The organism is Marinobacter sp. L-46 (assembly GCF_056859535.1).
Genome location: NZ_JBSXOP010000085.1, coordinates 61,901 through 84,522 on the forward strand (window position 1 = coordinate 61,901; position 22,622 = coordinate 84,522).

The window sequence follows — 22,622 nt, forward strand, 5'->3', positions numbered from 1 at the left end:
GGCTCTGTTGCTGCATGGCGCCCAGTTTACTCGACTTCCGCCATGGTGTTGAGATAGGCCCTTTCGGAAATATCCGTGTAAGCCCGGCTTTGCTCCTGGTAGCTCAGCTGGGAGTCAATGATCTTCTTGGCGATTGCACTGTCTTCCGCCGCTTCGGTCAGCAGTTTTTTGTTGGCATCGTACATGGCCTGGAAGATGTCTTCCGGGAACTGCTTGATCTGTACGTTCGGGTAGTCTTGCTTGATGTTGGCCCAGGCCTTGGCGTTTTCATGCTGGGAATGTACCAGCATGTCGTAGGAGGCGGTGCGCATGGCTACCCGCATGATTTCCTGCAGGTCTGCCGGCAGGCGTTCCCAAACGCGCTTGTTGACCAGGAACTGCAGCTCGGTGGCGGGCTCGTGCCAACCGGTGTAGTAGTAATCGGCGATCTGCTGGAAGCCAAGACGCAGATCCAGGGCCGGACCTACCCACTCAACGGCATCAATGGTGTTGCGCTCAAGGGCTGTATACAGCTCGCCCGGGGCGATGTTGGTGGGGTTAACACCCACCTCGGCGAAGACTTCGCCGGCAAAGCCCGGGATGCGCATTTTCAGACCTTGCAGGTCTTCCAGCGACTTGATTTCCTTGCGGAACCAGCCGCCCATCTGCACACCGGTGTTGCCCCCGGGGAACGACAGCATGTTGTGGGGCTCATACACTTCCTGCATCAGCTCCATGCCGCCGCCGTGGTAGAACCAGGCGTACTGTTCCATGGCGTTCATGCCGAACGGCATGCTGGTGAAGAACAGGGTTTCCGGAACCTTGCCTTTCCAGTAGTAGGAGGCAGAGTGGCCCATGTCGTACTGGCCTGCCTTGACCATATCGAACACGCCCAGCGGCGCTTTGTGCTTGTTGGCGGAGTCGATGCGGATGGTCAGCCTGCCGTCAGACATTTTCTCGACGGTTTCGGCAAAACGCTTGGTGGTGTCACCGAAAATGGGAAAGTTGGGGCCCCAGGTTTCGGCCAGTTTCAGGGTGAATTTGTCTTGTGCCAGCGCCTGTGTGGCGGCAAATGTCGTTGCCACAGCCAGTACAGCCGCGGATAGAACAGAACGGATCTTCATTGCTCTTCTAACCTCTGACGTTGTTGTAATTGTCTTTGGCTCAGAGCCAGCCGCTTTTTGGGTGACCGGCTTGTCCTTGCAGTCTAGTTCACAAACACAATGGTTGTGATATGCAGCTGCTCGAATTAAGACATATGTCTAAGGCCTCCGAGCTATACGAACGGTTTTCACAAATCGTTCATCCGGCCGATCTGGCTGGCCAGGCGCATGGCTTCGTGTTCCTCCAGTGACTTCAGGTCTTCCAGCAGGCTTTTGGCTTCGGGAATTTCTGCCTTGCCAATCAACGTGTCGTAGAGCGACATCACCTGGTCATGGAAATCAAAGATTTCCCGGGCAATGCCGTCAAAGTCCAGTTCCGAATAGTCCGTTTTGCAGGTGCGGTTTTTCTCAATGGGCTTATGCACGCCGTAGTCATAGAGTCGTGTTTGCATGGCCTTCGGATCGGCCTGCTTTTCGTACTCGGCTACCGCTTTTTCGAGAAGCGCCTCGTGGGTGCTGACATAATCCAGCAGGGCGCTGGCCCGCTCGTCTTTATGCTGGCCGGCCGATTCGTGCAGGCAGCGGGCCAGGTGGGCGTGCAGTTGCCGGGTCCAGTCGATCAGGTCTGCGAAGGTTTTGATTTCCATACGGCATATCTCCGGTCAGAATGGCTGTTGAAATGTCGGTTTGTCTGTAAGTCTAGACAATATTCTGTGCCTGCCATGCCCTTTGCCTGTTGATCGGGATCATAAGCCTGATGAGTCGTAGCAATCCCTTCCGTTTCTTCCTGTCCCGGCTGACCGAGGATTACCTGCTGCTTGCCCTGGTAGTTGGGCTGGTGCCCTTGCTGTGGGCGGCATCCCCCTCTTTGAGCGAGCTGGCCGGGCTGGTGCACTGGCAAACCCTGACGGCGCTCACCGGCTTTCTGGTGCTGAGCCGCGGTCTGGAAGACAGTGGCGCCCTGGCCCGGTGCGGTGTGTGGCTGATGGGCCGGTTTCGCACGGAGCGCTCATTGGCACTGGCGCTGGTCGTCTTTTCCTGGCTGTTGGCTGCGGTAGTGACCAACGATGTGGCCCTGTTTATCGTGGTGCCCCTGACCGTTGCGCTGGCCGCGGTGGTGCCGGTTCCGCTGGGCCGGCTGGTGATTTTCCAGGCCCTGGCCGTGAATGTAGGGTCGGCTCTGACGCCTATCGGTAATCCCCAGAACCTCTTCCTCTGGCAGACCCGGGGCATCGGGTTTGGTGAGTTTATGGCGGCCATGCTGCCCCTGGTGGGGCTGTTGACGCTGGTCTTGCTCCTAGCTACGGTGCTGGCGTTTCCGGCCCGGCCGGTTGTTGTCCGGCCGGCGCAAAGGCCGGTCAACCGCAGGCTGTTGTGGGTGTCTTGCCTGTTGTATCCGGGTTTTATTGTGGCGGCGGAGCTGGGTGCTGTGGTTGTGGCTGCGCTGGCTATTATGCTGCTGTATGGCCTGCTGTTCCGGGCGGTTCTGCGCGGGGTGGACTGGCTGCTCCTGCTGGTATTTATGCTGATGTTTGTGGATCTCGGGCTACTGGCCGGACTGCCTCAGACGGATGTGCTGGTGGCCTGGCTGCTGGCACTGCCCGGCGGTGTGATGACGGCATCGGTGGTGGTGTCGCAGTTCATCTCCAATGTGCCGGCCACCATTTTGTTGGCATCCTTTGCTGACGACTGGCAAGCCCTTGCCTGGGGTGTGTCGGTGGGCGGATTCGGGTTGGCGATCGGTTCGCTGGCCAACCTTATTGCCTTGCGCCTGGCCCGGGTTGAGGGGTTATGGCGGGAGTTTCATTTGTGGTCATTGCCGGCACTGGTACTGGCCCTGGGAGTGGCTGCGCTGGCATACTACGTTGCTTGATGCGCTTTCGAAACCATCGTAACGCCGGAGTGTTCATCCGGGCCTGACCTGTGTCCGGGTAGGGTATATGATGGTAAGAAACCTTGGTCAGGGAGTGAGTGAGATGACGGTAGAGCTGGGTATTATCGAAGGATTTTATGGCCCGGTGTGGAGCTGGGGCGAGCGGCGCCAGCTGGTTAACGCCCTGACCACCCATGGCTATGGTTTCTACCTGTACGCGCCCAAGGCCGATCCATACTTGCGCCGGCGCTGGCAGGAGCCGCATCCGCCGGAACAGGCTGAGGCGTTGGCGGATTTTGCCGGATTCTGCCGGCGCGAAGGGGTGCGTTTCGGTGTAGGGCTGAGCCCGTTCGAGGTGTTCAACAACTTCGATGACATCGCCCGGGATGCCCTGGCGAAAAAACTGAAAATGCTGGATCGCCTGGGTATTCAGGAGCTGGCCATCCTGTTCGACGATATGCACCCGGATACCCCGGAACTGGCCCGAACCCAGGCCGGAATTATCCGGTGGGTGCAGGAGCATACCGCGGCTGCAAAAATCAGCGTGTGCCCAACCTACTATTCCGATGACCCGGTGCTGGACCGTGTGTTCGGCCAGCGGCCGGCGGATTATCTGGAAACCCTGGGTGCGGAGCTGGACCGCGATGTGCGGATTTTCTGGACCGGGGAGGAAGTCTGCTCCCGGGAGATTTCACCGGGCCACCTCAAACGTATCAGCAAGTTGCTGGGCCGCAAGCCGCTGCTCTGGGACAACTATCCGGTAAACGACGGCGACCGCATGTCCCGGCATTTGCACCTGCGCGGATTTACCGGCCGGCCTGCGGGCAATGCCGCCTATCTTTCTGGCCATGCCATCAACCCGGCCCTGCAGCCGGTGCTCACCAGTATTCCGGCCATTACCCTGGCGGAATCCTATCGCCGGGGGCCGGATTACCAGTATGGCCAGGCGTTTTTGCATGCGGCAAGGGAGGTATTGGGGCTGGAGCTGGCGGAACAGCTGCACAAAGACTTGCTGGTGCTTCAGGACACCGGGCTGGGGCGCATCAGCGATGAGAAAAAGCAGGCGCTGATCCACACCTACGATGTCTTTGATCACCCGGCTGCCCATGAAGTTCTGCGCTGGCTGGCCGGGGATTACCAGGTTACCGACGAAATGGTGGCCACCCAGTAACCCGGTTACTCCAGGTAGTAGTCGAAGGTAGAGACTACACGCACGGTTTTTAACGGCTGCTGTTGTTCCGAAACCCCCGGGGCCTGGTCCCGAGCGAGGATCTGGAAAATCCCCTGATTGGCCCGTCGCAAGCCGCCGAGCTCCGCATCGGCATCCCGGGCAAATTGCTGGGCGGATTCCCGGGCGGCAACGGTGGCTTCGGCGATCATTTGCGGCTTGATATCGTTCAGGCCACTGAACAAATAGGTGGGGCCGCCGGGGCCGTAGTCCGACGACAGCACCACACCGGAATCCACCAGTTCGCTCACGTTCTGTGCCGCCTGGCGGATACGGTCTATGTCGGTGCTGCGCACCATCAGGGTCTGGTTGATGATGTACTGCTGCTCGTTGTTGTTGCCGGAGTATGGATTGGCGCGGGTATCGGTAACATCCAGCCGCTGCAGTTCAACCGACGACTCCTCAATCGCCTGCAGTTTCAGAAAGGCCATGATGGCTTCGCGACTGCTGCGGGTTTTGTTCTGGGCTTCATCCAGCGTGCTGCCGGTGGCGACAAAACGGATTGGCCACAATGCAAGGTCTGCCTGCACCTCCCGTTCGGCCACGCCCTTGACCGTCACGTAGCGGTCGGCCGTGCGCAGCCCCATCAGTCCTTCGCTGAGCAGAGACGCGGCAAAAATGGCACACAGGCCGATGATCAGGGCAGAGACAACTTTCATGCTTACTCCTTGTGATTAATCACAGTTGGTCGTGGTGCGCTGGCCGAACCGGGCCTGCATGGCCTCTCGCTCCCGTTCCGGGTCTCGGAATTCCCGGGGCATGGGCTGGATAAAGTACAGATAGTCGCCTTTGTGGCGGTGCTTTGCCAGCGGCATGTCTGCTTCGTTGGCCGGCCATTCGACAGGCGAGATTACCGTGATATCCAGTTCCGGTGCACGTTGTTCCAGCACCGCCACGGTACCAAGGCGCTGCTCGCTGTGGAAGGTGCCGGTGGTATGCACCAGTTGATGCCTGGGCCGGTTGCGGAGCGCTTCCACCATCCGGTGCGCCATGGTGTTATCCCGGAGCAGTTGGGCCTGGTAGGTGTTGAGCATGCACCCGGAGAGTTCAGCCTGTTCCGTACCATGGCTGCCGCTGATGGCGTCTATGAACTTGTCCTGATATTCCGGGGTGTCCAGGAAGGCCTGCTGCGGCAGGGCTGAGCGCTGCGCTTCCGGCAGTCTGTCCAGGTAAGCCTTGCCCTCGCGGCCGACACAGCGAACGGTGTCCGCCGGTGCGTTGGCGGCGATCACCGGTAACTGATGCTGGCGTGCAAATTCCACCAGCGGCCGGTAGGAGGCCTTGTAGTTGTCCCAGGCGTTGGCGTCTTCCAGCATTTCGGTTTCGCCGGTTGTGCCGGCCAGGTAGGCATCCACGGCAGTCTGGTGGTCCAGGTTGAACTGTTCCATGCTCAGGATCTGGGCGGGGTTTTGCCGGTACAGGGCTTGTTGCAGCCGGGCCTGGAGCAGGTGGGAAGCGTGGTGGCCGTGGTACTCGCCGATCACTACGATATCGGTGTCGGCCAGCTGGCGGGCCAGTTCCTGGACGGTAAGCGGGGTGCCGGTCTTCGCTGCCAAAACCACCGCATCGTACTGGCTGCTGGGCCGTGCCGGGATGTTGTCTGCCGGCACAGCGGCGCACCCGGTGACGGTGACGGTGGCGAGTGTTAACAGGAGGCTGGCGAATAAAGGTTTCATAGGAGCTTATACGCTTCGCCGCTCAGTCGGTTTTCTGGCGGGAGTCTTCGCGCCAGTCCGGGCCCAGCCGGGCTTCCACATATTCCCGGATAAACTGCCGGACCTTCTGGGACGGCGTTACATCTTCCTCTTTGCACAGGGCTTCAAAGACCTTTTTCTTTTCCGGGTCAATCAGCAGGGTAAGGCGTGCGGTTCGGTTTTCCTTGGGCATAGGTATCAACGCTCATGCTATGTTAATCAGGTTAACATTGAATGTAATCGTAATGAGCATATAATGATAACGTCTCGTTCGCAACCAGGAGCCGCCAGCGATGTCCCACCGTGCTCATCTTTTTTCGCTCAGATTCGCCCACGCTGTCCGTGAGGCCTGTATTGACGAGCGCTACACCGGTGGCCGTTTCCTGAAAGATGCGATGGCCGGCATCACGGTCGGCATTATCGCCATTCCCCTGGCCATGGCGCTGGCGATTGCCAGTGGCGTTGCGCCCCAGTACGGGCTGTACACGGCCTTTATTGCCGGCTTTGTGATCGCCCTGTTCGGCGGCAGCCGGTTCAGTATCTCCGGCCCGACCGCGGCCTTTGTGGTTATTCTCTACCCGATTGCACAGAACTATGGCCTGGGTGGCTTGTTGTTGGCCACCCTGATGTCCGGGGTGTTGCTGGTGATTATGGCGCTGATGCGTCTCGGGCGCTTTATCGAGTATATACCCGAGTCCGTCACTTTGGGCTTTACCGCGGGTATTGCCGTGGTGATTGCCACCCTGCAGGTGAAGGACTTTTTCGGTTTGCCAGTCGAGACCATGCCGGAGCATTACTGGGACAAACTGGCGGTGCTGGGCCAGCAATTACCGGCGCTGGATGGACTGAGCACTCTGGTGGCAGTGGTTACCCTGGCGGTGATGCTGCTCTGGCCAAGGCTGAAAACCCCGGTGCCGCCTCATCTGCCGGCGGTGATTGTCGGCAGTCTGCTGGCGTTGTGGCTGAATGCCGGTGGTGCAACTATTGAGACCGTGGGCTCACGCTTCAGTTACCTGCTTCCTGATGGCAGCACCGGCGCTGGCATACCTCCGTTTTTGCCGGAATTCGCCTGGCCCTGGCAGCAGGCCGGGGCCGATGGACAACCCCTTGGGCTGTCCTGGGATCTGTTCCGGGAGCTGATTCCGGCGGCCTTTGCCATCGCCATGCTGGGTGCCATCGAATCCCTGTTGTGCGCCGTGGTGCTCGATGGCATGACTGGCAAACGCCACAGTGCCAACAGTGAGCTGATGGGGCAGGGCATCGGCAATATTGTGGTGCCTTTTTTTGGCGGCATCACCGCCACTGCCGCCATTGCCCGGTCGGCCGCCAATTACCGGGCCGGCGCAGAATCGCCGGTGTCTGCCATGATCCACGCGCTTGTGGTGTTACTGGCACTGGTGTCTTTGGCGGGGGTGCTCGCTTACCTGCCGATGCCTGCGATGGCGGCCTTGCTGATTATGGTGGCCTGGAACATGAGCGAGGCTCCCAAGGCTGTGCACCTTCTGAAAACCGCGCCCCGCAGCGATATCCTGGTGTTCCTGACCTGCTTCGGCCTGACCGTGGCGCTGGATATGGTGATTGCCATTACCACCGGCGTGTTGCTGGCGGCGGTGCTGTTCATGCGGGAGATGGCGCAGATGACCAGGGTGACCGATATTACCGGTAACAAGCGCATCGTACAGGCGGAGCTGCCCGAGGGCTGGCAGGTATTCAAGATCAACGGCCCGCTGTTCTTTGCGGCGGCAGACCGGGTGTTTGGCGAGCTGGCAGGCCTGTCCCGGCAGGCCAGGGGCCTGGTGCTGTATATGGACGGTGTCACCATACTGGATGCGGGCGGTTTGTCGGCCCTGAACAAGCTGATTTCCAGCTGCCGGAATACCGGCACGGAAATAGTGATTGCGGACTTGCAGTTCCAGCCGTTGCGCACGCTGGCAAGGGCTGGCGTAAAACCGGAGCCCGGTATCAGCCGCTTTTATCCCACCCTGGAAGCGGCCCTGAATGGCGTTGTTTCTGGCGAAGCCTGAAAACTGCGATAAACTACCCCGCATAGTTGATGCAAGGGGCAGGCATGCTTCCGTTCCGGATTGTTGATCGAATCAAGTTTGTTGTTGAGCGCCAGCTGGTCAAAGGTGCCGGCTTCCAGTTACTGGTGGTGGGCGGTTTTATCGGCCTGATTTCGCTGATTGGCGGCCTGCTGGTGGTGTTGCCGCCGGCCGGTGAGTTCAAGGATACCGGCTCCGCAGTCTGGTGGGCCTTCCTTCGCCTGACCGACCCCGGCTACCTGGGGGACGATGTCGGCACCTGGCAGCGCATTGTGTCTACCCTGCTGACCATCTCCGGCTATGTGGTGTTTATGGGCACCCTGGTGGCCATCCTCACCCGCTGGCTGATTGCCAAGATGGAAGACCTGGAGCGGGGTCTTACCCCGGTGACTCTGAAGAACCATGTGGTAGTGCTGGGCTGGACAGCCCAGACCCCGCCGCTGGTGGCCGAGTTGTTTGGTTCATCCGGCCGGATGCAGCGCTTTCTGGAAAAGCACGATACCCAGAAACTGCGGTTGGTTGTACTGGCGGAAGAAGCCAGTGGCGAACAGCTGCACGAGCTGATCAACGAGCCGGGCGTGGGCCGCCGGGCCCGGGAGGTGATCCTGCGAAGCGGTTCGGCTATTCAGCCCGAAGCCCTGCACCGGGTCGCCTGCCTGGACGCTGCGGCAGTGATTGTGCCCAGCCAGGGCCATGATGCCGGCAGCCTGGTGACCTCCGATATCGAAACCGTCAAAGCCCTGTTGTCTATCGCCGCCCAAGCCCGCCATTTCAGTTCCCCGTTGCCGTTTGTGGTGGCAGAAATCCAGGACATGCGAAAGCTCCCGGTGGTCGAGCGCGCCTATCCCGGCTCGGTCGAGGTGGTGGCCGGTGATGCCACCATCAGCCGCCTGATGGTGCAGAACGTGCTGCACCCGAACCTGTCCGAGGTCTACAACGAGTTGCTGACCGCCGGTGAAGGCAACGAGATCTTTGTGCGGGGTGGCGAAACCGCCGAGGGCCTGACCCTGAGCGAGCTGGCAACGCAGCGGCCCCATGCCGTCGTGCTGGGCTTGCTGCAGCCGGCAGCCAAAGGCTGGCAGGTTAACCTGCTGGCGCCGTCAGATACGGTGATCCGGAATGAAGACCGGGTAGTGCTGATGGCCAGCGACTATGAACACACGGGGCCGGAGGCCAAGGTGGACTCCCTGGCGGCAGTGGAACGCATCAGCGGCTCTGTGCAGCCAAGCCGCCAGCAGGGGCCTCACCGGGTGCTGGTTCTCGGCTGGAACCGACGGGTGCCGAGCCTGGCGGCGGAGTTTGGCAGCTACGCCGGGCGACAGTTCCAGCTGGACATGGTATCGGCAACACCGCTGGAAGAGCGTCAGCGTGAGATGTCCCGCTATGGCGTGGACCTTGAACGGATCAATGGCCGCCTGCTGGAAGCCGATTACATGGTGGAAGAGGACCTGCGCAAGCTGGCGCCGGCCAGTTACGATACCGTGATGTTGCTGAGCAGCGACCGGATAGGCTCCGGGGAAGAGGCCGATGCCCGTGCCATGGTGGGTTACCTGCAACTGGAAGATATTCTGTCGGAATCCACCCGCCGGCCCCAGGTTATTATGGAGCTGAGTGATCCGGACAACCGCCACCTGTTGTATGGTCATCAAAGTGAAATGCTGATCAGCCCGATGATTCTGAGCCACGTCCTGGCCCAGGTGGCTTTACGAAGGGAATTGCGGGTGGTGCTCGACGAGCTGTTCACGGCAGGCGGCGCCGAGATCCAGTTCCGTGATCCCCACGACTACCCGCTGCCGGCCAGCGCGACCTTCCAGTTACTGGAGAAAACAGTCGCGGCCCGGGGCGAGATTGCGCTGGGTGTATTCAAGGCCCGGGCCGATGAGCGGGGGCGCCACCTGGTCATGAACCCGCCCCGTAAACAGTACCTGGACCTGCAGGAGGGCGACCAGTTGCTGGTGATGTGCAAGACCTGAGGTTGGCCCGGTTCAGTCGATGGTATCGAGAAGGGCAGCCATGATGTCGTCCATCACTACAAAGCCGCACATTTCGTTGTCTTTCAGTACCAGCAGTCGCTTGACCCGGTAATCGGACATCAAGGTGGCGGCGTGCTTGAGGGCGAGGTTTTCGCCCACGCTGATCACCGGTCTGGCGCAGACATCGTAGACATTCAGCAGGTCGATATCGCCATCTTCTGCAATCACCGATTTGAGCACGTTGGTATAGGTGATCAGCCCCCAGGCATCGTGCTCGCTCTGGCGCTCGACCACCAGGGATTTCACGTTGTGGCGCTTCATCAGCGTCAGTGCCTCCCGCAGGGTGGCGAAGGGCGAGATCTTGATGATGTCTGTGACCATCACATCTTTGACCAGTTTCATGAGCGCTCTCCGATCAGATTGAGTCTTTCAGGTGTTGTTCGAATTTTTCCACCTGGGCCATGTCGATGCCACCCAGGTGCTCCAGCGGAACGGTAAAGATCAGGCCCTGGGAGTCTGCCGGGTCCGGCATGATCACCTTCTGAAGGGCTTTGAGAATCTCCAGCGACAGACCTTTTTCCAGCACCATCAGGAGCACGCTCTGGCTGCCGTCGTAGGTCAGGCCGAAGAACGTTTTCTTAGCAGTGTTGCTGATGCCGCGGCCGGTCATGACGGTAATGCCGCCGGCGCCGAGTTCGCGGGCTGCATCGATGCAGTCCTGTTCCAGGTCTTCAGGGACAATTGCTACCAGTGCAGAGAACTTCATTGGGTTTCCTTCCTGCGTTCAGAACGGTATTGGGACACGATGGCATAGGTCATCACAGTAACGATCGGGAAAATCGAGGCAAAGGCAATCAGGCCAAAACCGTCGATCAGGACGTTGCGGCCTTCTATGCTGCTGGCCAGTCCAATCCCCAGGGCCGTTACCAGCGGTACCGTGACTTCCGAGGTGGTCACACCGCCAAGGTCATAGGCCAGTGCCACGATGTATCGGGGGGCGAGCAGGGTGAGCAGAATCACCAGAATATAGCCGCCCATAATGTAATAGTGAATGGAATCTCCGGTAATGATCCGGTGCACACCAATGGTGATGCCAACGGCCACCCCCACAGCTACCAACAGGCGAATGGCATTGCCGTTGAGGGCACCCGCGGCGGCTTCTTCCGCCTGCTTGCCGATGGCGATCAGTGCCGGTTCTGCCATGGTTGTGGCAAACCCGATCATCAGGGCGAAAAGGTACACGGGCGCATAGCTGTCCATGGCCATCAGTTGCTCGGCCATGCTGGTGCCGATGGGAAACAAGCCCATTTTCAGGCCGACAACAAAGGCATACAGGCCGAGGATCACCAGCGCAAAGCCGAAGGCAATCTTCTTCGGATTGCTCAGCTTCCGGCGTAACACCAGGTACTGGAAGAACAGAACGGTGATGATGATCGGCAGCACATCCCTCAACATGCCGGCCAGGTCGAGTAGGGCCGCAATTATGCCGGACTTCGCCGGGGCTTCCGTAACCTGCGCTGTGATGGCCTCCATGGCTGCGGCCCCGGTGCCGCCGGAGTAAACCACCATGCCGTACACCTGCACGGTGATCATGGGCACCATGACGGACAGTGCCACCAGGCCAAAGCCATCAATCAACGGGTTCCGGCCCCGGATCGAGGCCGCCAGGCCGATGCCGAGAGCGGCGATCAGGGGCACCGTCACCACATTGGTTGTCACCCCGCCGGAGTCATAGGCCAGCCCGACAATTTCCTCCGGTGCAAACCAGGTAACAACCACCACGATGACGTAGCCGGTGATCATGAACCAGTGCAGCGGGTAGCCGAAAATGGTGCGGAAAACCCCCAGGGCAACGACGAAACCGACAGAGACAGCCACCAGTATCCTCAGGGTGAGGCCGTCAATTCGCCCCTCACTGATGGTCTGGGCCTGCTCTGCCACTGCAATCAGCGCGGGCTCGGCAATAACCGCTGAAAACCCCATGGCAAAGCCGAACGATAGCAGTATGGCCAGGGAGCCCTTGCGGGCGAACTGGTTCGACAGGCTTTTGCCCACCGGGAAAATGCTCAGCTCCAGTCCCTGTAAGAACAATGCCACGCCCACGGCAACAATTAACAGGCCGATGGCCATGCTGCCGAGGTCATCCGGCACCTGCTGCAGAATAACCAGCTGGAAGAAACCGACCACCACGACGATGGGTAACAGATTTTTCAGGGCGTGTAACAGCGAATGCAAAAAGGACCGGATATAAAGCACGGAGAGCCCTTGTAGGTGCCAGGTGGACGCTGTGGCTGATCCAGGTCAGCCCGGTTAATCCTAGCATGGGATATGCTGGGGGCAATCAAAAAGTTCAGCCCGCGTGCAGGGGGTATTTTTCAGGCATTTAGACCTGCTGATGGGTATTCACAGAAAAAATGCCGAAAATACACCATATAAATTTCAATTATAAATTCGAAAGCACTAAAGTTACGCCCAACGTCATCCCCTGCCAGGTTGTATGAGCAGGCGGTTGGCTCCGGAGGCTGCCGGCCGCAGCGTTCCGAACCTTTTGAACATAAACGTAGAAAGGATAGAGATCATGCCCTACGCACAAGACGTCGACCAAATCGCTTCCATCCTGAAGCAGAACCCGACCTGGAACGCCATCAACCCGAAGCACGCTGCCCGCATGCGCGCCCAGAACAAATTCAAGACTGGTCTGGACATCGCCAAGTACACCGCCAAGATCATGCGTGAAGACATGGCTGCGTACGATGCTGACTCTTCCCAGTACACCCAGTCCCTGGGTTGCTGGCACGGTTTCATCGGCCAGCAGAAGATGATCTCCATCAAGAAGCACTTCGGCACCACCAAGCGTCGTTACCTGTACCTGTCTGGCTGGATGGTTGCCGCCCTGCGCTCCGAGTTCGGTCCGCTGCCTGACCAGTCCATGCACGAGAAGACTGCTGTTTCCGGTCTGATCGAAGAGCTGTACACCTTCCTGCGCCAGGCTGACGCATGGGAACTGAACCACCTGTTCCGCGCCCTGGACGAAGCTGAAGAAGCTGGCGACAGCGCCAAGGCTGCTGAGCTGATCAAGCAGATCGACAACCACGAAACTCACGTTGTACCGATCATTGCCGACATCGACGCTGGTTTCGGTAACGCCGAAGCTACTTACCTGCTGGCCAAGCAGATGATCGAAGCCGGTGCTTGCTGTATCCAGATCGAAAACCAGGTATCTGACGAGAAGCAGTGTGGCCACCAGGACGGTAAAGTAACTGTTCCGCACGCCGACTTCCTGTCCAAGATCAACGCGGTTCGCCTGGCGTTCCTGGAGCTGGGTGTAGACGACGGTGTTATCGTTGCCCGTACTGACTCCCTGGGTGCTGGCCTGACCAAGCAGATCGCTGTAACCAACGAGCCGGGTGACCTGGGCGACCAGTACAACAGCTTCCTGGACGGTGAGTACATCGACGACGCTTCCCAGATCGAGAACGGCGACGTTGTGATCAAGTCCAACGGCAAGCTGCTGAAGCCGAAGCGCCTGGCCTCTGGCCTGTTCCAGTTCAAAGCTGGCTCTGGCGAAGACCGTGTTGTTCTGGACTGTATCACCAGCCTGCAGAACGGCGCAGACATGCTGTGGATCGAAACCGAGAAGCCGCACGTTGGCCAGATCGCTGCCATGGTTAACCGCATCAAGGAAGTGGTACCCGACGCCAAGCTGGTTTACAACAACAGCCCGTCCTTCAACTGGACCCTGAACTTCCGTCAGCAGGTGTTCGACGCCATGCAGGAAGAAGGCAAAGACGTATCTGCCTACGACCGTGCCAAGCTGATGAGCGCCGAGTACGACAACACCGAGCTGGGTCAGCTGGCTGACGAGTGGTGCCGTAACTTCCAGCGTGATGCGTCCCGTGAAGCCGGTGTATTCCACCACCTGATCACTCTGCCGACGTACCACACTGCGGCTCTGTCTACCGACAACCTGGCCAAGGGCTACTTCGGTGACGAAGGCATGCTGGCCTACGTTGCTGGTGTACAGCGTCAGGAAATCCGTCAGGGCATCGCTACTGTGAAGCACCAGGACATGGCTGGTTCTAACATCGGCGACGACCACAAAGAGTTCTTCGCTGGCGAAGCGGCTCTGAAGGCCGGTGGTAAAGACAACACCATGAACCAGTTCGGTTAATCGATCTGATCATGATGTTCCGGTGAGAGCATTGGCGCTCACCGACCACTGAAAACCCCGCAAGGCTTCTGGCTTTGCGGGGTTTTTGTTTAATGGTGGATGGTTGTGCTCGTGTCGTCGGGCGGGTAACTATGGAATGATGCAGGTATTCGTTTCTTTCTACCCGGTTTGCTTGCTGAAAAAGGATGATGACCAGCCGTGCTACATGATCAATGGATTGTTTTTGGCGTTCTGACTGTCACTCTGGGTCTGTTTGTCTGGAATCGCCTGCGCTTTGACATAGTTGCCATGCTGGCGTTGCTGGCCGTGGCCGTCGCCGGGCTGGTGCCCATCGATCAGCTTTTTTCCGGCTTTGGTCACCCGGCTGTTATCACCGTGGCGGCTGTGCTGGTGATCAGTCAGGGTCTGGTCAATGGTGGCGTGGTGGACGCGGTGGTGCGCCTGCTGGGGAAGGTCGGGCACAATGCCGTGCTGCAGGTGATTACCCTGACGGCGGTGGTTGCCCTGTGTTCGGCCTTTATTAATAACGTGGGTGCGTTGGCTCTATTGATGCCAGTAGCCATCTGGATGTCCCGAAAGTCCGGCCGTTCTCCCTCCTTGCTGCTGATGCCCCTGGCTTTCGGCTCCTTGCTGGGGGGCACGATAACACTGATTGGTACGCCTCCGAACATCATCATTGCCAGCTACCGGGAGGCGGGCTCGTTCGGTCTGGTGGATTTTGCCCCGGTGGGGCTGGCGATTACCGTAGCCGGGATTCTTTTTATTGGCCTGGTTGGCTGGCGGCTGACGCCCAAGCGCGATGACCCGGCGAGTGGCGACAAGCTATTCAGCGTCGGCGACTATGTCACCGAGCTCCGGGTTCCCGAAGGCTCAGATTATGCCGGCAGCACACTGCATAACCTCCTGACCTCCGGTGAAGACGACAAGAGTGTGGTGGTGTTGGCGCTGATTCGCGGTGAATCTACGTCGCCGGCTCCGTCTACCTTCAAGGTGTTGCGGGAAGGCGATGTCTTGCTGGTTGAGGCGGATACCGAAAGCCTGCAGGAGTTTGTGGACAACACCAAGCTGGTGCTGGCCAATGTGGTTGACGAGGACGAATCAGAAAACGACGGTGATGAGCCGGTTCGCAAAGGCCGTTCCCGCGAGGACAAGGAAGACGATATCGCCACGGGTGATGTCCGGCTGACTGAAGCTGTTATCACGCCGTCATCCCGATTGATCGGCCGAACGACCAATCGCCTTAACTTGCGGGAACGTTACGGTTTGAACGTAGTGGCTGTCGCCCGGCAGGGGCATCGCCTCAAACAGCGCCTGGCGGATATCCGATTTCGGTCCGGTGACATTCTGTTGATCCAGGGCTACGAGAATACCCTGACGCCCATCGGGCATCAGTCCAATGCTCTGGTTATGGAGCCGGGGGGCTATCGGTTCGGGGACTATTGGCGGCTTGGTCTGCCACTGTCGATTGTAGTGACGGTCGTGGCGGTTCCGGCCATTATGTGGATGTGGGCCTGAAAATGATCCTTTTGTTGCCGGATCAGTTGTCCGCCAGCAAACCGAAAAACGCCGTTTCCACCAGGGTTGGGGCCATCTCTGCCAGCGGCCACCGCTCCGGCGCCGCAAGCCAGTCGATGAACAGGCCCAGCATTTGCGTGTGGAGCAGGTAGGCGGCGTACTCGGGTGTCAGATGGGGGCGCAGGCGCGCCCGGTTTTCCGGTCGAGCCATGATGCTGGTGACATGGCTGGTGGCATCGAGAGAAAGCTCCCGGTGTTTGTTCAGAGCCTGATCCGACTCGTTGCGATGGAACAGTATGTAGTGCACCCGGAAGTAACGCTTGTCATCGACGAGTTTTCTAAGAGCCACGATGCACACTTCTTTCAGGTTCTCAAGACTGTGGCCGCCCCGGCTGGCATCGTCCATCATCTCGCCCAGTGGAGCCCTTACCCGCTCGAGCATGGCATCGAGAATGTCCTGCTTGTTGCGGAAGTGCCAGTAAACCGCGCCCCGGGTAACACCGGCTGCACGGGCGATTTCTTCCAGTGAGGCGCGGGCTACGCCCTTGTCCATGAACACCTGCTCGGCGCAGTCCATGATGGCTTCCCGGGTGGCTTCCGCTTCGGCTTTTGTTTTTCGTGCCATGGTTTTCGTGTGGTGGTCTGTGTGTTTGGCAAAGGAGTATAAACGAGAACAGTTTACATACATACACGAATGAATGTATGTTGTCGCGCTCTTAATTTTTCCGATCCGGTGTTCAGGAGAACGCACATGCCCTTCGAAAGCTCTCATCGACCATTGGCCCGTAACGGGCTGATCCTTGCAGGTTTGTCTGCCCTGTTAGTGCTGGCGGGCTGCAGTAACGACGATCAGGCAGCACAGCAGGGTGGGGGCGGCATGCCACCGGCAGCCGTGGTGGTGGAAACCGCTGAACTGACAGACGCCAGTGTTCGCCAGGACTACGCTGGCCGTGCCCGTGGTGCCCGGGAAGTGGAAGTGCGCGCCCGGATCAGCGGTATTCTGGAGCAGCGCCTGTACGACGAAGGGCAGATGGTGAGTGAGGGCGATGCCCTGTTCCGGATTGATCGAAAGCCGGCCGAGGCGGCGCTTCAGCGTGCCCGAGCCCAGCGCCAGGTAGCGGAAGCCAACCTGCGCCAGGCCGAGCGGGAGTGGAACCGGATTTCCTCGCTTTACGAGCGTAATGCGGTTAGTGAGCGCGACCGTGACTCGGCGCAGTCTGCCCTGGAACTGGCCCAGGCCAATATGGCCGTGGCGAATGCCGGCATGACCCAGGCCGAGCTGGACGTGGGCTATACCGAGGTGACCGCGCCGATCAGCGGGGTTACCAGCCTGGAAGACTTCCCGGAAGGCAGCTTGATTGATACCGGCACCCTGCTGACCACCATCGTGCAGCTGGACCCGATTCATGTGCGCTTCGCGCTGCCGGAAAACGACGCCACCATTCGCCGGGTTGCCCGTGAAGGCATGGCCAGTGCCGGCGAAGAGCAGAACGTGAACGCCCGCCTGGTGCTGGCGGACGGCAGTGAGTACCCGCTGGATGGCCGTATCGACTTCACCGCCTCGACCCTCGACCCGCGCACCGGTTCGGTGTCGGCCCGGGCCGTGTTCCCGAACCCGGAGCAGATGGTTGTGCCTGGCCAGTTTGTCCGGGTAAGGGTGGAGTTGCAGTCGTTTGACGACATCATCACGGTGCCGGAAAAAGCGGTCGCCCAGGGCCCGCAAGGCCCGGTGGTGTATGTGGTGGATGACGAAGGCAAGGCTCGCGCAAAGGCGGTTGAGCTTGGCCCGGTATCCCAGGGCCGGCAGATTTTGCTTGAAGGGCTGGAAGCCGGTGACCGCTTTATTGTCAGTGGCCTGACCAACCTCCGCGACGGCGCACAGGTGAATGTGACCAATGCCGAAGACGGGGAGGGGACTGACTGATGCTACGCACCTTCATAGACCGCCCGATTTTCGCGACGGTCGTCTCCATTATTATTACCCTGGGTGGTGCCCTGGCACTGCTTGGCCTGCCGGTGGAACAGTACCCCAACGTGGTGCCACCCCAGGTGGTGGTCGACGGCCGCTTCCCCGGCGCCAGTGCCGATGTTATCGCCGATTCCGTGGTGGCCCCACTGGAGCAGGAGATCAACGGCGTAGACGACATGATCTACCTGGAATCCAGCGCCACCGACTCCGGCAGCTTCCGGGTAACCGTGTCGTTTGAAATCGGTACCGATCCGGACCAGGCCACTATCAACGTCAACAACCGGGTGCAGCAGGCGCTGGCGCGACTGCCGCAGTCGGTGCGGGACCAGGGCCTGAAGGTGGAAGCCCGTTCCACCTCCACCCTGCAGGTGATCACCCTGTCGTCTCCGGACAACTCCATGGATGTGGTGGAAATCTCCAACTATGCCCTGCTCAACGTGCTGGACGAGCTGGTGCGCCTGCCGGGTATTGGTGATGCCTCGTTGTTTGGTGCCCAGGACTATTCCATGCGAATCTGGCTGCGGCCCGACAAGCTGGCCCAGTACGAACTGACCCCCGGTGATGTGGCCAACTCCCTGCGCGGCCAGAACGCCCAGTTTGCCGCCGGCCGTATCGGTGCCGAACCGGCCCCGGAAGGCCAGGCCTTCACCTTCAGTGTGTCTGCGCCCGGCCGGCTGGCCAGCCCGGAAGAATTCGGCGAAGTGATCCTGCGCAGTGACGAGCAGGGTGCCTCCCTGCGTCTGAAGGATGTTGCCCGCATTGAGTTGGGAGCCCAGAACTACGACTTTGCGGCGGTCTACAACGGTGGTGCTACCGTCCCCATGGGGGTTTACCTGCAGCCCGGTGCCAACGCCCTGGATGCCGCCGAGGCGGTCGACGAAGCGATGAAGGAAATCGCTGACCGTTTCCCGGCGGGGCTGGAATACAACGTTCCCTACGACACCACCCGCTTTATCGACATTTCCATCCAGGAAGTGATCAATACCTTCATTGTGGCGGTGTTGCTGGTGGTACTGGTCACCTTCCTGTTCCTGCAGCATATCAACGCGACCCTGATCCCGCTGATTGCCATTCCGGTCTCCCTGATCGGCACCTTTGCGGGCATGCAGGCGCTGGGCTTCTCGGTCAACCTGCTGACCCTGTTCGGGTTGATACTGGCCATCGGGGTGGTGGTGGATAACGCCATCATCATCATGGAAAACGCCGAGCGCCTGATGAAGGAAGAGGGCATGTCGGCCTACAACGCCGCCGTGGCTACCATCGGCCAGGTTTCCGGGGCGGTAGTGTCGTCAACCCTGGTGCTGGTGGCGGTATTCGCGCCGGTGGCCTTCCTGGGTGGCCTGAGTGGCGAGCTGTACCGGCAGTTTGCGATAACGATTGCGGTGTCGGTGGTGATCTCGGGTATCGTGGCGCTGACCCTGACTCCGGCCATGTGTGCCCTGTTGCTGGGCCATGAGGGCAAGCAGCTGACGGTGTTCCGCTGGTTTGATGCCGGCTTCGACAAGCTAACCGCTGGCTTCTCTGCCGTGGTGGACTGGCTGCTGCGGCACGCGGTTGTCGGCGTGCTGCTGTTTGCCGCCATGCTGGGCGGTACGGTCTTCCTGATGAAGGCGATGCCCTCCGGGCTGGTGCCTCAGGAAGACCAGGGCTTTGTGCTGACTGCCTATTCACTGCCGCCCACCTCCTCCCTGAGCCGGACCGAGCAGACCCGGAACGAGCTGGTGCAGAAGATGATAGCCATGCCGGAAGTGAAAGACGTGGTCGCCTTCGCCGGTTTTGACATCATCTCCAGCGCCCTGCGCACCAACAGCGGTGTGGCGTTTGTGACCCTGGAAGACTGGGCGGAACGGGAAGGCGAAGGCCAAGCGGCGGCGGACATTGCCAAGAAGGTGATGGGTATTGGCTTCGGCATGCCGGAAGCCTTCGTGATTGCCTTTACCCCGCCACCCATTCAGGGCTTGTCTACCACCGGTGGTGTGGAAGGTTACATCCAGGCCCGCGGCGGCCGTACCCCGGCTGAAATCAAGGCCATGGCCGACGGCTTCACCCAGGCCGCCAATGCCCGGCCGGAGCTGACCAACGTGCGGGTTACCCTGGATACCGGCATCCCCCGGTTCAAGGCCAACGTGGACCGGGAAAAAGCCCAGGCCGCCGGTGTGCCCATCGACCAGATCTTCACCACCATGCAGAGCACCTTCGGTGGTCTGTACGTGAACGACTTTACCCTGCAGGGCCGTAACTGGCAGGTTAACCTGCAGTCCGAAGGTGAGTTCCGGAGCCACCCGGATGACCTGCGCAAGGTGTTCGTGCGTTCCAACTATGGCGAGATGATTCCGCTGAGTTCGCTGGTGGAGCTGGAACGCACCAGTGGCCCGGATATCCTCAACCGGTTTAACGTGTATCCGGCGGCCAAGCTGTTGGCTGACCCGACCCCGGGCCACACCACCGGTGAAGCCCTGACGGCATTGCAGGAAGTGGCGGCGGAGCAATTTGACCGCAACACCCTGCTGGGCTGGACCGGCGAGGCCTACCAGCTGCAGGATTCTGCCGATTCCGGCACCCTGGCCTTCGGCATGGGCCTGTTGCTGGTGTTCCTGATCCTGGCGGCCCAGTACGAGCGCTGGGGCCTGCCGGTGGCGGTGGCTACCGCTGTTCCCTTTGGTGTGTTCGGGGCTGCGTTGGCGTCTCTGTGGCGCGGCTTCCCGAACGACATCTACTTCCAGGTGGGCCTGCTGGTGCTGATTGGCCTGGCGGCCAAGAACGCGATCCTGATCGTGGAGTTCGCAGCCCAGAACCGCAAAGCCGGTATGAGTTCGTTTGAGGCAGCCAGCGCGGCAGCCCGTCAGCGTTTCCGGGCGATCATGATGACGGCGCTGACGTTCATCGTGGGCTCCCTGCCGCTGGCGTTCAGCTCCGGTGCGGGTGCGGTTTCCCGCCAGGAAATCGGCACCGTGGTGGTCGGCGGTATGCTGGCGGCCAGTACCCTGGCGCTGTTCTTCGTGCCCTTGTTCTACAAGCTCATCGAAGATCTGGCGGACTGGCGGAGGAATCGCAAGAAGGCCGCCTGAGGTGGCCTGATTTCCGTCACCTATCGTAATGATAGCTACTGAACCGCCGTGGGTTTCTGCCCTCGGCGGTTTTTTCTTTGTGCGCCAGGCATGGCGCGTAGCGCCTTGACGGGCGCTGTTCCGGTACAGGTGGTGCTGGCCGGATGACTTGGGGGTGTAAGTCCCCTGTGGGCCCGGTAAGGGGAACCACTAGCCGGACGGCAAGGGTGTCCACCGCGAGGTGGAATCTGAAGGAAGCCGCAGGCAAAGCACTGGCCTGACGAACAGGAATCGCATCAGGCGGTCACACTGGGTGAGACGTCAAATATCGTCAAAGCCCGATACTTGCACGGAAGGTGTGGACGTACATGCGGCGGGCATAAGTGTGAAGGTCACGCGTCTTACCCTGGGAAGTCTGGTTTTCTGCCACCGTGCTACTCACCTCGTGAGGGGTGGGGATGGGAAGCCAGAACTCAGCCGAGGCCATAGTAGGTGCGTTACCGCGTACTGAAGGGCTGAACATGGTTGACCGTAAGTAGACGGTGAGTGCTCGTGGTGTGCTTATGAAGACAGAAGCGGCCCGGATGGGTCAGGGCAATCAGGGAGGCGCCGGACGGAATCCGGCAGAGACTGGTGCCCGTGTCGAGGCAGGCGCGGTGGCTCATTCGTGGACGAACGCGGAGCCGACTACGTTGATGGAACAGGTGCTTGAGCGCCCGAACCTGATGCGTGCGTATCAGCGGGTAGTATCCAATAAGGGCGCGGCTGGTGTCGATCAGATGCCGGTGGCAGCCCTCAAGAGCCACCTGCAACAGCACTGGCCAACGCTGCGTGAGCGGCTGTTGGCCGGAGACTACCATCCTCAGCCGGTACGCCGGGTCAGCATTCCCAAGCCGCAAGGCGGCGAGCGGATACTGGGTATCCCGACGGTACAGGATCGCCTGATCCAGCAGGCGCTTCATCAGGTATTGAGCCCGATGCTGGAACCGACCTTTTCGGATCACAGCTACGGGTTTCGCCCCGGTCGAAGTGCCCATCGGGCGGTTAAGGCGATGCAGCAGCATATCAGTGACGGCCACCGCTGGGTGGTTGACATGGATCTGGCGCAGTTCTTTGACCGGGTCAATCATGATGTGCTGATGAGCCTGCTGGCTCGTCGCATTACCGACCGCCGGATACTGACGCTGATCCGGCGTTACCTGCAAGCCGGTATGCTCGAAGGCGGCATGGTCAGCCCGAGACGAGAAGGGACGCCGCAAGGCGGCCCGCTCTCGCCCTTGCTCTCCAATGTCCTCCTGACCGAATTGGATCGGGAGTTGGAACGCCGGGGTCACCGGTTCTGTCGCTACGCGGACGACTGCAATATCTACGTTCGCAGCGAGCGAGCCGGACATCGGGTGATGACCAGTATTAGCCGCTATCTGGAAACGCACCTGCGCCTGACGGTGAATACGGCGAAAAGTGCCGTGGATCGCCCATGGCGTCGGAGCTTTCTGGGCTACAGCGTGAGCTGGCACAAACAGCAGGTACGATTGAGGATCGCACCGAAGAGCCTGAAGGCTTACATGGCCAGGTTGCGCCCTCTACTGAAGCGGTCACGGGGCCAGTCGCTGACAACCACGATCCGGAACCTGAACCCGGTGCTACGAGGGTGGGCGAATTATTATCGCCTGACGGCGTCGAAGCGCTCGGTCATGGCATTGGATGGCTGGATACGGCGGCGGCTTCGCCTGATTCTGTGGCAGCAATGGAAGCGAACCCGCACGCGGGCACGCAACCTGATGCGGCTTGGTCTGAGTGAGTCAAGAGCTTGGAAAAGTGCAACGAACGGGCGGGGCCCTTGGTGGAATAGTGGCGCGTCACATATGAACGCCGCTCTACCTAAGAAGGTCTTCGACCGCCTGTCTCTGGTAAGCTTGCTGGATACGATGACACGGTTTCAGAGTCAATCATGAACCGCCGTGGTACGGAACCGTATGCCCGGTGGTGTGAGAGGACGGGGGAGGCAACTCCCCCTCCTACTCGATG

At 60.0% G+C, this 22,622-nt stretch carries 18 protein-coding genes; 9 read left to right on the forward strand and 9 right to left on the reverse strand.

Annotation, left to right across the window (positions count from 1 at the left end):
- Positions 1-26: 26 nt before the first annotated feature.
- Both AC13DJ_RS15370 and AC13DJ_RS15375 read right to left on the reverse strand, forming a co-directional pair.
- On the reverse strand, positions 27-1,103 hold the full coding sequence (locus tag AC13DJ_RS15370) for a TRAP transporter substrate-binding protein (RefSeq protein ID WP_022988398.1): 1,077 nt from the start codon (positions 1,101-1,103) through the stop codon (positions 27-29).
- Between the two features lie 167 nt (positions 1,104-1,270).
- Complete coding sequence (locus AC13DJ_RS15375) at positions 1,271-1,729, reverse strand: ATPase (protein WP_288372868.1); 459 nt, start codon at positions 1,727-1,729, stop codon at positions 1,271-1,273.
- Between the two features lie 110 nt (positions 1,730-1,839).
- Between AC13DJ_RS15375 and AC13DJ_RS15380 the strand changes: the two genes are divergently transcribed.
- Both AC13DJ_RS15380 and AC13DJ_RS15385 read left to right on the forward strand, forming a co-directional pair.
- Positions 1,840-2,955, forward strand: coding sequence for an SLC13 family permease (locus AC13DJ_RS15380; protein ID WP_474543748.1), 1,116 nt, complete (start codon positions 1,840-1,842; stop codon positions 2,953-2,955).
- 103 nt (positions 2,956-3,058) lie between these two features.
- Complete coding sequence (locus tag AC13DJ_RS15385) at positions 3,059-4,126, forward strand: beta-N-acetylglucosaminidase domain-containing protein (protein ID WP_482933376.1); 1,068 nt, start codon at positions 3,059-3,061, stop codon at positions 4,124-4,126.
- Positions 4,127-4,131: 5 nt separating this feature from the next.
- Here AC13DJ_RS15385 and AC13DJ_RS15390 read toward each other — a convergent pair whose 3' ends face one another.
- From AC13DJ_RS15390 to AC13DJ_RS15400, 3 genes are read right to left on the reverse strand one after another with little or no spacing between them, the layout of a single operon-like run.
- On the reverse strand, positions 4,132-4,842 hold the full coding sequence (locus AC13DJ_RS15390) for an SIMPL domain-containing protein (protein WP_482933375.1): 711 nt from the start codon (positions 4,840-4,842) through the stop codon (positions 4,132-4,134).
- A 15-nt stretch (positions 4,843-4,857) separates the two neighbouring features.
- Positions 4,858-5,859, reverse strand: a complete 1,002-nt coding sequence (locus AC13DJ_RS15395) for a ChaN family lipoprotein (RefSeq protein ID WP_482933374.1) — start codon at positions 5,857-5,859, stop codon at positions 4,858-4,860.
- 22 nt (positions 5,860-5,881) lie between these two features.
- Positions 5,882-6,070, reverse strand: a complete 189-nt coding sequence (locus AC13DJ_RS15400) for a hypothetical protein (protein WP_022988393.1) — start codon at positions 6,068-6,070, stop codon at positions 5,882-5,884.
- Positions 6,071-6,170: 100 nt separating this feature from the next.
- On the opposite strand from AC13DJ_RS15400, the gene dauA reads away from it, so the two are divergent.
- Together dauA and AC13DJ_RS15410 are read left to right on the forward strand one after the other, a co-directional pair.
- Positions 6,171-7,901: a C4-dicarboxylic acid transporter DauA gene (gene dauA / locus AC13DJ_RS15405; protein ID WP_482933373.1), complete on the forward strand. Its 1,731-nt coding sequence runs from the start codon at positions 6,171-6,173 to the stop codon at positions 7,899-7,901.
- 44 nt (positions 7,902-7,945) lie between these two features.
- Complete coding sequence (locus AC13DJ_RS15410; protein ID WP_482933372.1) at positions 7,946-9,892, forward strand: CASTOR/POLLUX-related putative ion channel; 1,947 nt, start codon at positions 7,946-7,948, stop codon at positions 9,890-9,892.
- A gap of 12 nt (positions 9,893-9,904) precedes the next feature.
- Here AC13DJ_RS15410 and AC13DJ_RS15415 read toward each other — a convergent pair whose 3' ends face one another.
- From AC13DJ_RS15415 to AC13DJ_RS15425, 3 genes are read right to left on the reverse strand one after another with little or no spacing between them, the layout of a single operon-like run.
- Positions 9,905-10,294 (reverse strand): CBS domain-containing protein, encoded by a 390-nt coding sequence (locus AC13DJ_RS15415; protein ID WP_482933371.1) that lies wholly within the window; start codon positions 10,292-10,294, stop codon positions 9,905-9,907.
- 13 nt (positions 10,295-10,307) lie between these two features.
- A complete protein-coding gene (locus AC13DJ_RS15420) occupies positions 10,308-10,658 on the reverse strand; it encodes a P-II family nitrogen regulator (RefSeq protein ID WP_022988389.1) in 351 nt (116 codons plus the stop codon).
- On the reverse strand, positions 10,655-12,127 hold the full coding sequence (locus tag AC13DJ_RS15425) for a DUF1538 domain-containing protein (protein ID WP_482933370.1): 1,473 nt from the start codon (positions 12,125-12,127) through the stop codon (positions 10,655-10,657). The genes AC13DJ_RS15420 and AC13DJ_RS15425 overlap by 4 nt, the downstream gene beginning before the upstream one ends.
- Positions 12,128-12,470: 343 nt before the next feature.
- On the opposite strand from AC13DJ_RS15425, the gene AC13DJ_RS15430 reads away from it, so the two are divergent.
- Together AC13DJ_RS15430 and AC13DJ_RS15435 are read left to right on the forward strand one after the other, a co-directional pair.
- Entirely contained in the window at positions 12,471-14,063 is a 1,593-nt protein-coding gene (locus AC13DJ_RS15430; RefSeq protein WP_094625402.1) for an isocitrate lyase, read from the forward strand.
- Between the two features lie 198 nt (positions 14,064-14,261).
- Positions 14,262-15,578 (forward strand): SLC13 family permease, encoded by a 1,317-nt coding sequence (locus AC13DJ_RS15435; protein WP_482933369.1) that lies wholly within the window; start codon positions 14,262-14,264, stop codon positions 15,576-15,578.
- Between the two features lie 22 nt (positions 15,579-15,600).
- On the opposite strand, the gene AC13DJ_RS15440 is transcribed toward AC13DJ_RS15435, so the two are convergent.
- Positions 15,601-16,203 (reverse strand): TetR family transcriptional regulator, encoded by a 603-nt coding sequence (locus AC13DJ_RS15440; protein WP_482933368.1) that lies wholly within the window; start codon positions 16,201-16,203, stop codon positions 15,601-15,603.
- 126 nt (positions 16,204-16,329) lie between these two features.
- Between AC13DJ_RS15440 and AC13DJ_RS15445 the strand changes: the two genes are divergently transcribed.
- From AC13DJ_RS15445 to ltrA, 3 genes are all read left to right on the forward strand, one after another.
- Positions 16,330-17,502, forward strand: coding sequence for an efflux RND transporter periplasmic adaptor subunit (locus tag AC13DJ_RS15445; RefSeq protein WP_288370198.1), 1,173 nt, complete (start codon positions 16,330-16,332; stop codon positions 17,500-17,502).
- Positions 17,502-20,615 carry an efflux RND transporter permease subunit gene (locus tag AC13DJ_RS15450; protein WP_482933367.1) on the forward strand — a complete coding sequence of 1,038 codons (3,114 nt, stop codon included), beginning with the start codon at positions 17,502-17,504 and terminating at the stop codon, positions 20,613-20,615. The genes AC13DJ_RS15445 and AC13DJ_RS15450 overlap by 1 nt, the downstream gene beginning before the upstream one ends.
- 563 nt (positions 20,616-21,178) lie before the next feature.
- On the forward strand, positions 21,179-22,549 hold the full coding sequence (gene ltrA, locus AC13DJ_RS15455) for a group II intron reverse transcriptase/maturase (protein ID WP_474539846.1): 1,371 nt from the start codon (positions 21,179-21,181) through the stop codon (positions 22,547-22,549).
- Positions 22,550-22,622: the final 73 nt, after the last annotated feature.